An 11640-nucleotide genomic window follows, 5' to 3' on the forward strand; every position below is an offset into this window, starting at 1 on the left:
TTGCGTTTCTCGTAAAAGTTGTTCCCGCCGGCCTCGAGCACGTAGAACATGTTGTTGTACGAGAACCGGTAGCCCGCCGTGTGGAAGTGCTTCACATCGCGCGACAGCGTCGGGTGGCGGGCGCCACGCAGTACCCTGTCGGCGACGCTATAGGCCAGGGCCGCCGAGCGCTTCTCGGTCATCCGCTTCGACAGCACGCCTGGCGCGAACTGGTTCTTCTGCCCGACCACGCCGCACACCGAATGCGGATAGCGCTTGTCGGACACGCGGTTCATCACCACGGTGCCGACCGCCAGCATGCCGTCCTCGCTGGAACGGTTGGATTCGAAGTACATCGCTCGCGCCAGGCAATCGCGCGAGGAGAGACCGCCGAGTGAGAAGGTGGCGCAACCGGCGACGAGGCTCAATAGCATCGGCGCCGCGAACAGCAGCTTGAGTGACCCTGCCAACGATGACTCCAGAACGCAAACACAACTAAGGAGCCGGGCTGACGCTGCCCGTGCTCCCTAGAATGCACACTCCGGAGTTAAGAGTGCGTTGAGGATGTCAGTGCCGGCGGCGATTGCCCGATGCCATCACCAGGCTGACTAGGCAGGCGACGCCAACGAGCGCCGCCATGGTTGGCGCAGGATCACGGCGCACGGCCTTGCCCGCCTTCCATGCCTGTTTGCCCAGTACTCGCGCCGCGATGGCACCCTGGTGCAATGCCTCATCGGCGACATCATGCGCCAGGTGGCCGACTTCATGCCGGGCGTCGGCGCTGTAGCGGCGCAGGGCCTCGGAAAGGTGTCCGGCATCGCGCGCCAGGCTCGAGAACTGCCGGCCGAAGCGGTCTTGGGCGTCATTGGAGAAATGGGACAGGTCGAAACCGCGCGAATGGGCCATAGCCAAGTGCTCCTCAATGGTTCTGAGGGCTAACGCGGCTGCGGGTTTCGGGGTTCCTGAAACTGGTCGAGGGCAGGTCCACCGGCCGGTGGAAACGTCCTGCCCTCTACTTAAGCCCGATAAAATTGACCCTATTCCATTAACGAAAAGTTAACGGGCGCCGGCTGGAACGACCGCCCGGCGATAGAGGTGCCAGGTGGCGTGGCCGAGCACCGGCACGACGATGCTGAGGCCGACCAACAGCGGAATCGAGCCGATGACCAGCAGCGCGGCGACGATCAGGCCCCATGCGGCGATCTGCACCGGGTTGCGAAGAGTGACGCGGATGGAGGTCTGCACGGCAATGGCCGTGCCGAGGTCGCGGTCGAGCAGCAGCGGGATCGACACCACCATGGTGGAAAGCACCACGGCGGCGAAGATGAAGCCGATGAGATTGCCCCAAATCATCAGCGACTGGCCCTGCGGGGTGGTGAAGACCTCGTTGAAGAACGCCATCAGCGTCGGCGGCGAGCCCGGCCCGAAGAACGACTCGTAGATGAACTGGGCCGTCATCAGCCACACGGTGAAGACGATCAGCATCATCACGCCGAGGGCTGCGATGGAGGCGAAGGCCGGGGTGCGAAACACGTCGAACGCGGCGCGCCAATGCGTATCGAGGCCTTGTTCCTGCCGCCGGCTCATCTCGTAGATGGGCAGCGCGAGAAACGGGCCGACCAGTGCAAAGCCCGAGATCAGCGGGAACAGCAGCGGCCAGGAATTGTTGCCGGACGTCCAGACGGCGAGCACAGCGCCCATCAGCGGATAGATCAGCCCCAGAAAAGCCAGGTGGGACGGCTTCTGCCAGAAATCACGCCAGCCTTCTGCCAACGCTCCAGTAAGGTCGTTGAAGCCGAGCGTGCGGATCTCGGGAACTTCGAGCCGCTCGGCATTGGTGAGCACGTGAAAACCGGCCATCTCCATCCTCCTCAAAATGGGAGCCAGGAACGGCCGCCGCTTGGCGTGTAGTACGCCGGCGGAAACCGCCACTGCGCCTCAGAGTGCCAGTCTAGCCCGGATTTTCGATCCTGTCGAAATAAGCATTTCGTGCGTTGCGGTGGGCGGCACGACGATTTCAAGGGTGATCGCGGCCCAAAAAGCCGACCGGGTAGGTTTGACGACCGGTCGGCAGTACCCAAATGCGTTGCAGCAACTGGGAAAAAGGGGACTTCGATGACAGGCAAGGAAGGCGCGCGGCTGCACCGGCAGTTCGACAGGATCGGCAGGGCGGTCCCCGCTTCGACCGGGTTCCTCGCGTGGATCCGCAAGCCATCGTCGCGCATCGTGCGCATTCCGCTGGGCATCCTGCTGATTCTGGGCGGCGTGTTCAGCTTCCTGCCGCTGCTCGGTGTCTGGATGCTGCCGCTAGGCCTGTTCCTCCTGGCGCTCGATCTGCCGTTCCTGCAGGGGCCGCTCAACCGGCTGAGCTTCTGGGTGCAGCGCAAGTGGACCAACTGGCAACGCAGCCGGAAGAAGAAGTAGCTATTCCAGCGTGCCGTTGGCGATCGCTGCCTCGAGCAGGTCGACGGCATGGGCCAACTTCTCGTCGACGATGTGGAGGTACCGCTTCCAGTCGTCGAGATGGCCCAGCTCCTCGTCACCATCGGAAACGCCGCGCAGCGCAATGAGCGGCACCCTGAACCGCTGGCAGGCGCGCAGCACGGCGTAAGTCTCCATATCGACCATGTCCGCCTTCACCCGCTGGTACGCCGCGCCGGACACGACGTTGGCGCCGGTCGAGAGCGTCGCCTTGGCGATACCCGGGACGAACAGCCCAAGCGGGATGACAGCCGGCTGGTCGAGCAGGGGTGTCACGCCCGGCTCGAACCCGAGCGGCGAAGCGTCCATGTCGCGGTACTCGACCGAGGTCGCCTGGTAGACGCCGGTCTGCTCGAGCTTGGCCGAACCCGCCGAGCCCAGCGAAACCACCAGCGCCGGGAGCTTCCCCTCACCATCCAGCTTTGCCAGCGCGTGGGTGACGACGATCCCGGCCTCCACCGGGCCCACGCCTGTCATCAGTGGCGTGATGCGCGAGCGCAGATGCGGGCCGTACTCGTTGTCCAGCGCCATGACGTAGAGAATGTCGGCGGAGCCGGGCGTTCGGGTGGCGAAGGGCATGGCGATTCCGGTGGGTTGTTCTCGGTGTGAAGGGAGGCGTAAGCTCCACTGGGGGCCTCTGCAATGGAGGAGATCATGCTTCTTTCCGATCACCACGCCTACCCGACCATCGCAGCCTCGAACCTGCAAAGAGCCAAGAGCTGGTACAAGGACAAACTCGGCCTGGAGCCGGCTGAGGAGATGCCTATCGGCATCGTCTATCGCCTGGCCGACGGCACCGGCTTCCAGCTCTACGAGTCGCAGTTCGCCGGCACAGCCAAGAACACCGTGATGGGCTTTTCATCCACCGACCTTGCGGCCGACATGAAGATGCTGCGCGACCGCGGCGTGAAGTTCGAGGAATACGACATGCCGGGGCTGAAGACCGATCATGGCATGGCGACCATGGGGCCGTATCACGGTGCCTGGTTCAAGGATTCCGAAGGCAACATCCTCGCCATCGGCGACGAGCCGCACTAACGGGCCACTGCTGCCGCATTGACAGCACGCGCGGCGGGCAACAGTCTGCCGCGCCATGACTATTGCATCTTCCCTCCCGCCTGACGTGAAGCGCCGCCTCACCGCCGAGATCGACGCCCGGCGCGACGAGTTGATCGCCCTGACGCAGGACCTGATCCGCATCCCAACGGTCAATCCGCCGGGCAACAATTATCGCGAAATCTGCGACTACCTCGCGCGACGCTTGAGCACACGCGGCTATGCCGTTGAATTGATTCGCGCTGATGGAATGCCGGGCGACAGCGACAAGTACCCGCGGTGGAACGTCGTGGCGCGCCGTGAGGGCGCGCAGCCGGGTGAGACCGTGCACTTCAACTCGCACCACGATGTGGTCGAGGTCGGCCGCGACTGGACCTTCGACCCCTTTGGCGGCGAGCTGAAGGATGGGCGCATCTACGGCCGCGGCACCTGCGACATGAAGGGTGGGCTGGCCGCCTCGATCATCGCCGCGGAGGCGTTTGCCGATGTGGTTCCGAACTATCGCGGGGCTATCGAAATCTCCGGCACGGCCGATGAGGAGACGGGCGGCTTCGGCGGCGTCGCCTACCTCGCCGAGAAGGGTTATTTCTCGCCCGATCGGGTGCAGCACGTCATCATCCCCGAGCCGCTGAACAAGGATCGCATCTGCCTCGGGCATCGCGGGGTCTGGTGGGCGGAGATCGAGACTTTCGGGCGGATCGCCCATGGGTCCATGCCGTTCCTCGGCGATAGCGCCATCCGCCACATGGCCGAGGTGCTGCGCCAGTTCGAGGATGTGCTCTATCCGGCACTGAGCCTCAAGCACACGGCGATGCCGGTGGTGCCGCCCGGAGCGCGGCAATCGACGATGAATATCAACTCGATCCACGGCGGCCAGGCGGAGCCGGAAGGCGGCTTCACGGGTTTTCCGGCTCCAGTGGTGGCGCACTCGGCGCGGATTGTCATCGATCGGCGATATCTCATCGAGGAGAGCCCGGCGGCGGTGCGGCAGGAGGTGGTGGACCTGCTGGAGAAGCTGAAGGCCGAGCGACAGGGTTTCAGCTACGAGATCCGCGACCTCTGGACGATTTCGCCGACCATGACGGAGAAGGATGCACCGGTGGTGCGTTCGGTGGCCAAGGCCATCGGCGAGGTGATGGGGGTTTCGCCGGAATACGTGGTCTCGCCGGGAACCTATGACCAGAAACACATCGACCGCATCGGGCGGCTGAAGAACTGCATCGCCTACGGCCCCGGCATCCTCGACCTGGCGCATCAGCCGGACGAGTGGGTGGGCGTCGATGACATGCTGGATTCGGCCAAGGTGATGGCGTTGACGCTGCTCGACTTGCTCGGGCCGGATCGCGCGGCGTGAAGGATGCGTGGAAAGCCATTTCCCGCGAGCTATGCGCTACGCGCAATTCACACCAAGGGATCGGTTCACCTGAAGCCGGAAGCATCCTAGGATCGCCTCAAGGCCGCGGGGGTAAGCGGCTGCATTCAGAAGGGATAATCATGCGCAAATCACTGGTCGTGCTGGCTCTTGCCGGCGCCCTGGCAATGACCACCGCGATGACGCCGGCATTCGCGCAGGCGCGGACCGACGTGAAGGTCGGCCTTGTGCTCGAGCCGCCGAGCCTTGACCCGACTGCGGAAGCCGCGGCGGCCGTCGATGAAGTCGTCTATGCCAACGTCTTCGAGGGCCTCACCCGCATCACCTCCGATGGCAGCGTGATCCCGGCGCTGGCCAAGTCCTGGGATATTTCCGAGGATGGGCTGACCTATACGTTCCACCTCGTCGAGGGCGCCAAGTTCCACGACGGCACTGACTTCAACGCAGACGACGTGAAGTTCTCGCTCGATCGCATCAATGCCGAAGGCTCGCTGAACGCCCAGAAGGCGCTCTACGCGTCCATCGCCTCGGTGGAAGTGGTCGACCCGGCGACCGTCAAGGTGACGCTGAAGCAGCCCGACGGCAACCTGATCTACAACCTCGCCTGGGGCGATGCGGTAATCGTGGCGCCGGAAAGCGCCGACGCCAACAAGACCAATCCGATCGGCACCGGTCCGTTCGTGTTCAAGGACCGCGTCGAGGGCGACTCGATCACCCTTGAGAAGAACCAGAGCTACTGGGGCACGCCGGTGAAGCTGGAAGGCGCGACCTTCAAGTTCATCGGCGACCCAACGGCTGCATTCGCAGCGCTGCAGGCCGGCGACATCGACACCTTCCCGAACTTCCCGGCACCCGAGACCGTGGTGCAGTTCCAGAACGATCCGCGCTTCCGCGTCGTGGTGGGCTCGACCGAGGGCGAGACCGTCCTCGCCATGAACAACGCCAAGCCGCCGCTGGACAACGTCAAGGTGCGCGAGGCCATCGCCCACGCCATCGACCGCAAGGCCATCATCGATGGCGCCATGTTCGGCTACGGCCGGCCGATCGGCACGTTCTTCCCGCCATCCAACAAGGACTATGTCGACCTTACGGCGCAGTCGAACTACGACCCCGAGAAGTCGAAGGCGCTGCTCGCCGAGGCCGGCGTCACCGACCTGACGCTGTCGCTGAAGCTGCCGCCCGTCGAGGGCTATGCCCGCCGTGGTGGCGAGATCATCGCCCAGCAACTGTCGGCGGTCGGCATCAAGACCGAGACGACCAACCTCGAATGGGCGCAGTGGCTGAGCGAGGTGTTCACCGACAAGAACTACGACCTGACGATCGTCTCGCATACCGAACCCAACGACATCGGCATTTTTGCCCGCGACGGCTACTACTTCAACTACAAGAACGCCGACTTCAATAAGATCATCGCCGACCTGGCAGTGACCGCCGACCCGACCAAGCGCTCGGAACTGACCAAGGCGGCCCAGCAGAACCTCGCGGACAACTACGCCGCCGGCTTCCTGTTCGAGCTCGCCAAGGTCGGCGTAGAGAACGCCAAGCTCAAGGGCATGTGGGAGAACGCGCCGACCCAGGCGACCGACCTCACCGGCGTGTCCTGGGAAGAGTGAGTGTTTTGGGAGGCGGGCAATGCTCGCCTCCCAACTCCGATTGGCGTTTGATCACTTCCGCTCCCCAAACACTCGGCGTCATCCCCGCGAAAGCGGGGATCCATTTCTCCGCCCTCGTCGGTGGCGAGATGGATCCCCGCTTTCGCGGGGATGACGCGGGTGTGTGGGACAAGACCGGCAGCCAGCAAGTGACCGGGGGCATTCGCTGATGCCCTCGTTCATCCTCGGCCGCGTCGTTTCCCTCGTGCTGAGCCTCATCGCGGCCAGCATCGTGATCTTCCTCGTGCTCGAGGTGGTGCCGGGCGATCCGGCGCAGTTCATGCTCGGGCTGAACGCCACGCCTGAAGCGGCGGAGGCGCTGCGCACCTCGCTCGGTCTCGACGGGCCGGTGCTGGAGCGCTACTTCACCTGGGTCTTCGGCCTGCTGCACGGCGATTTCGGCATCAGTTACACCTACAAGGTGCCGGTATCCGGGCTGATCGCCGACCGCATCTGGATCTCGCTGCCGCTGGCGATCTACGCGCTGGCGCTGTCGACGCTGATTGCTTTTCCGGTCGGCATCCTCGCGGCGGTCAGGCGCAACTCGGCGGCCGATGTCGGCATCATGGGGGCAACGCAGGTGGGCCTCGCAGTGCCGAACTTCTGGTTCGCCATGCTGCTGGTGCTGCTGTTTTCGATCACCTTGCGCTGGTTCTCGGCTGGTGGGTTCCCGGGCTGGCAGGATCCGCTGATGGCCCTGAAGGCGCTGACGCTGCCGGCCATCGCGCTGGCGCTGCCGCAGGCCTCGATCCTCGCGCGGGTGATGCGCTCGTCGCTGCTCGATACGCTGGGCGAGGACTATATCCGCTCCGCACGGGCCAAGGGGCTGAGCCAGGGGCAGACGCTGTGGCGGCATGCGCTGCGCAATGCGCTGATCCCGGTGCTGACGATCATCGGGCTGCAGTTCTCGTTCCTGCTTGCCGGGGCGATCATCATCGAGAACGTGTTCTTCCTGCCCGGCCTCGGGCGGCTGGTGTTCCAGGGCATCACGTCGCGCGACCTGATCGTGGTGAAGTCCGTGGTGATGCTCCTGGTGTTCGCGGTGATCCTCGTCACCTTCCTCGTCGACGTGACCTATGCGCTGGTCGACCCGCGGCTGAGGAGGGCGACGCGATGAGCGCCATTGCCGCCGCTGCCGCCCGCGACAGCCTGCTGAAGGCAGCGCTGCGCTCGCCGAACTTCCTCATCGGGGCGGCAATCACGCTGGTCTTCGTGCTGGCGGCGCTGATCTCGTTCGTCTGGACCCCCTACGACTATCTGCTCCAGAACATCCCCAACAAGCTGAAGCCGCCTTCGGCCGAGCACTGGTTCGGCACCGACCATTTCGGCCGCGACATCTTCTCGATGATCATGGTCGGGGCGCGCACATCGATCGCCGTGGCCTTCATCGCGGTGACAGTGGCCATGGTGATCGGCGTGCCGATCGGGCTCTGGGCCGCGGCGAAGCGCGGGACGCTGCTCGACGACGTGCTGATGCGCGCCAACGACCTGGTGTTCGCCTTCCCGGCGCTGCTGATCGCCATCCTGATCACGGCGGTGTTCGGGCCCGGGGCGATCAACGCCATCATCGCGGTGGGGCTCTACAACATGCCGGTGTTCGCGCGGCTGGCGCGAGCCGGAGCGCTGAGCCTGTGGCAGCGCGAGTTCATCATGGCGGCGCGGGTTTCGGGCAAGGGCGCGGCTCGGATATCGTTCGAGCACATCCTGCCCAACATTCTCAATACGCTGGTGGTGCAGGCGACGATCCAGTTCGCGCTCGGCATCCTGGCTGAGGCCGCGCTCGCCTATGTCGGCCTGGGCGTGCAGCCACCGACGCCGAGTTGGGGCAAGATGCTGGCGGACAGCCAGACCATGATTTCGCTCGCGCCGCATGTGGCGCTGGTGCCGGGGCTGACCATCGTACTGATGGTGCTGGGCGTGAACCTGCTCGGTGACGGCCTGCGCGATATCTTTGATCCACGCCTGAGGCGGAACCGCTGATGGCGCTGCTCGAAGTCAAAGACCTCCAGCTATCGATCGGCAAGTTCCCGATCTTGAGGGATATCGATCTCACGGTGGATGCCGGCGAGATCCTCGGGGTGATCGGCGAGAGCGGCTCGGGCAAGTCGATGACGGCGCTGAGCGTTATGCAACTGCTGCCCACGGGCGCGAAGACCGCCGGCTCGGTGAAGCTGGAGGGTCGGGAAGTGCTCGGGCTGCCCGATGCCGAGATGCGGAAGATCCGCGGCGGCACCGTGGGCATGGTGTTCCAGGAGCCGATGACGGCGCTGAACCCGGTCAAGACCATCGGCGACCAGGTGGCCGAAACCGCCATGGTGCACGGTGGGCTGGGGCGGCGCGAGGCGCTGGAAGTGGCGCGGCAGACGCTGGAGCGGGTGGAATTGCCGACGGCACGTTTCCCGCTCGATCGCTATCCGCATGAATTGAGCGGAGGGCAGCGCCAGCGCGTGGTGATCGCCATGGCCATCGCGATGCGGCCGAAGCTGCTGATCGCCGATGAGCCGACCACGGCGCTGGACGTGACGACGCAGGCGCAGATCCTGAAGCTGCTGCAGAAGCTGGTCGACGAAGACGGCATGGGGCTGATGTTTATCACCCATGATCTCGGCGTGATCGCCGGGCTCGCCGACAAGGTGTCGATCATGCGGCAGGGCGAAGTGGTGGAGGCGGGGTCGACCGTCCAGCTGTTCCGCAACCTCACGCATCCCTACTCGAAGGCGCTGTTCGAGGCCTCCTCGCACGTGCCGCCGCGCATACCGCCGGTCGTCGTTGGCGGTACGCCCGTGCTGGCGGTCGACGATGTGGTGCGCGAGTACCCGTTGCCGCGGCGTGGATTGTTCGAGAAGCGCAAGGTGCTGCGTGCCGTCGATGGCGTCAGCCTCCGCATCGAGAAGGGCGAGAATGTCGGGCTGGTGGGCGAGAGCGGCTGCGGCAAGTCCACGCTGGCCCGCGCCATCATGGCGCTGGAGCCGACGCAAGGCGGGCGCATCGCCATCGCGGGTGAGCCGATCGATCCGAAGCGGGGTGCAAGTTTCGCCACCCGCCGGCACCTGCAGGTGGTGTTCCAGGACCCCTATGGCAGCTTCAACCCGCGGCATCGGGTCGACCGGCTGGTGAGCGAGCCGTTCCACCTGCTGGGTTCGGCCGCGCCGACCGGGGCGGAGCGTGACAAGCGGATCGCGCGGGCCCTGACTGAGGTCGGGCTGTCGGCTGCCGACGGCGAGAAGTATGTGCACGAGTTCTCCGGCGGGCAGCGGCAGCGCATCGCCATCGCACGCGCGCTGATCATCGAGCCGAGCCTGATCATCCTCGACGAAGCCGTGTCTGCGCTGGACGTCTCGGTACGAGCTCAAGTCCTTGATCTGCTGGCCGATCTCTCCGACCGGCTGCAGCTGAGCTACCTGTTCATTTCGCATGATCTTGCCGTGGTGCGCTCGATCACCGACCGGGTGCTGGTGATGCGCGCGGGCAAGATCGTCGAAGAAGGCGCGACAGAAGAGGTGTTCCAGGCGCCCAAGCATCCCTATACCCAGGAATTGCTGGCCGCGACGCCGAACCTCGAGGCGGCTCTTGCCTCGCGTGAGGCTGCGGGCGCATAGCCACGGCAGCAGCGCCCGGCCAGGGCAGATAGTCGAGTTTGATATGACCGAGCTGAACCTGTTCTTCGATCCGACCAAATGCTTCATCGGCGGCCGCTGGGTCGCGCCACAGGGCGGCGACTACCTGCCGATAGAGAACCCGTCGACGGGCGAGATCATCGGGCGGATCGCGCGCGGCAAGGCGGCTGATGTCGACGCGGCAGTGGCGGCGGCACAGGGGGCCTTGAAGGGCGACTGGGGACGGACACCGGCAGCTGAACGCGGGCGCATCCTCACCCGCATCGGGCAGAAGGTGCTGGAGCGGGTCGACGATCTGGCGCGCATCGAGGCGCTGGATGTGGGCAAGCCGCTGAAGCAGGCGCGGGCCGATGCCGTGGCACTGGCACGCTACCTCGAGTTCTACGGTGGCGCCTGCGACAAGATCCACGGCGAGACGATTCCCTATCTCGACGGCTACACGGTCTACACGTTGCGCGAGCCGCATGGCGTCACGGCGCATATCATCCCGTGGAACTACCCGATGCAGATCATCGGCCGCTCGGTGACCGGCGCGCTGGCGATGGGCAATGCCGCGGTGCTGAAGCCGGCGGAGGAGGCGTGTCTCACGGCGATCGCCTTCGCCAAGATCGCCGAGGAGGCGGGGCTGCCGGCCGGGGCGCTGAACGTGGTGCCGGGCCTGGGCGAGGAAGCTGGCGCGGCGCTGACGGCGCATCCTGGGGTGAACCACATTTCGTTCACCGGCTCGGTTGGGGTGGGGAAGCTGATCCAGCATGCGGCGGCCGAGAACGTGGTGCCGGTGACGCTGGAGCTGGGCGGGAAATCGCCGCAGTTGGTATTCGCTGATGCGGACCTCGATCGGGCGCTGCCGTTCCTGATCAATGCGGGTATCCAGAATGCTGGGCAGACCTGCTCGGCGAGTTCGCGGATATTGGTGCAGCGGTCGATACACGACGAGGTGCTGGGCCGGATGGCGGAGCGTTATCGCGCTCTGAAGGTTGGGCCGGCGGTGGCCGATCTCGATCTCGGGCCGCTGGTTTCGGAACGGCAGAAGGAGATCGTCGGCGGGTTCCTGGGCGATCTGGGCGGGGCCGAAATAGCCGGGCAGGGCAGCATCGTCGGCGATGCGCCGAGCGGGGGGCACTATCTGGCGCCCACGCTCCTATCGCGCGTGTCGTCGGACAACCGGCTGGCGCAGGACGAGATTTTCGGGCCGGTGCAGGTGGTGATCCCGTTCGAGGACGAAGCCGAGGCGGTAGCGATCGCCAATGGCACGGATTTCGGGCTGGTGGCAGGTATCTGGACTGCCGACGGCGGGCGGCAGATGCGGATGGCCAAGGCCATCAAGACCGGGCAGGTGTTCCTGAACAACTACGGCGCGGGCGGTGGCGTCGAGCTGCCGTTCGGCGGCGTCGGCAAATCCGGTCATGGCCGGGAAAAGGGTTTCGAGGCGCTGTACGGCTTCTCGGTGTTGAAGACGGTAGCCGCATGGCACGGGTGATTT

General features: G+C 65.2%; 11 protein-coding genes and 1 pseudogene. 8 read left to right on the forward strand and 4 right to left on the reverse strand.

Translation table 11 applies throughout. From position 1 onward, the window contains the following. Positions 1–2 precede the first annotated feature (2 nt). The 3 genes and pseudogenes from AC1DWU_RS06645 to AC1DWU_RS06655 form a co-directional block, all read right to left on the reverse strand. A pseudogene (locus AC1DWU_RS06645) lies at positions 3–413 on the reverse strand (cell wall hydrolase); the annotation flags it as partial. Positions 414–546: 133 nt separating this feature from the next. Beyond that, complete coding sequence (locus tag AC1DWU_RS06650) at positions 547–885, reverse strand: hypothetical protein (RefSeq protein ID WP_477149196.1); 339 nt, start codon at positions 883–885, stop codon at positions 547–549. A gap of 150 nt (positions 886–1035) precedes the next feature. Continuing rightward, a complete protein-coding gene (locus tag AC1DWU_RS06655) occupies positions 1036–1839 on the reverse strand; it encodes a DUF2189 domain-containing protein (RefSeq protein WP_477149197.1) in 804 nt (267 codons plus the stop codon). Positions 1840–2094: 255 nt separating this feature from the next. Here AC1DWU_RS06655 and AC1DWU_RS06660 point away from each other — a divergent pair, with 255 nt between their 5' ends. Next, on the forward strand, positions 2095–2403 hold the full coding sequence (locus AC1DWU_RS06660; RefSeq protein WP_477149198.1) for a hypothetical protein: 309 nt from the start codon (positions 2095–2097) through the stop codon (positions 2401–2403). Here the strand turns inward: AC1DWU_RS06660 and AC1DWU_RS06665 are convergent, their stop codons facing one another. Further along, a complete protein-coding gene (locus tag AC1DWU_RS06665; RefSeq protein ID WP_477149199.1) occupies positions 2404–3039 on the reverse strand; it encodes a 5'-methylthioadenosine/S-adenosylhomocysteine nucleosidase in 636 nt (211 codons plus the stop codon). Between the two features lie 75 nt (positions 3040–3114). Here AC1DWU_RS06665 and AC1DWU_RS06670 point away from each other — a divergent pair, with 75 nt between their 5' ends. The 7 genes from AC1DWU_RS06670 (at position 3115) to AC1DWU_RS06700 (ending at position 11637) form a co-directional block, all read left to right on the forward strand. Continuing rightward, positions 3115–3498 (forward strand): VOC family protein, encoded by a 384-nt coding sequence (locus AC1DWU_RS06670; protein ID WP_477149200.1) that lies wholly within the window; start codon positions 3115–3117, stop codon positions 3496–3498. Positions 3499–3553: 55 nt separating this feature from the next. Then, positions 3554–4870, forward strand: a complete 1317-nt coding sequence (locus AC1DWU_RS06675) for an acetylornithine deacetylase/succinyl-diaminopimelate desuccinylase family protein (RefSeq protein WP_477149201.1) — start codon at positions 3554–3556, stop codon at positions 4868–4870. Between the two features lie 140 nt (positions 4871–5010). Further along, positions 5011–6501, forward strand: a complete 1491-nt coding sequence (locus tag AC1DWU_RS06680) for an ABC transporter substrate-binding protein (protein WP_477149202.1) — start codon at positions 5011–5013, stop codon at positions 6499–6501. Between the two features lie 208 nt (positions 6502–6709). Then, on the forward strand, positions 6710–7657 hold the full coding sequence (locus tag AC1DWU_RS06685) for an ABC transporter permease (protein ID WP_477149203.1): 948 nt from the start codon (positions 6710–6712) through the stop codon (positions 7655–7657). Then, positions 7654–8520 carry an ABC transporter permease gene (locus AC1DWU_RS06690; protein WP_477149204.1) on the forward strand — a complete coding sequence of 289 codons (867 nt, stop codon included), beginning with the start codon at positions 7654–7656 and terminating at the stop codon, positions 8518–8520. The genes AC1DWU_RS06685 and AC1DWU_RS06690 overlap by 4 nt, the downstream gene beginning before the upstream one ends. Beyond that, positions 8520–10139 (forward strand): ABC transporter ATP-binding protein, encoded by a 1620-nt coding sequence (locus tag AC1DWU_RS06695; RefSeq protein WP_477149205.1) that lies wholly within the window; start codon positions 8520–8522, stop codon positions 10137–10139. The genes AC1DWU_RS06690 and AC1DWU_RS06695 overlap by 1 nt, the downstream gene beginning before the upstream one ends. A 43-nt stretch (positions 10140–10182) precedes the next feature. Next, positions 10183–11637: an aldehyde dehydrogenase family protein gene (locus AC1DWU_RS06700; RefSeq protein ID WP_477149206.1), complete on the forward strand. Its 1455-nt coding sequence runs from the start codon at positions 10183–10185 to the stop codon at positions 11635–11637. Positions 11638–11640 lie beyond the last annotated feature (3 nt).

The organism is Devosia sp. P2_G7 (assembly GCF_056403495.1).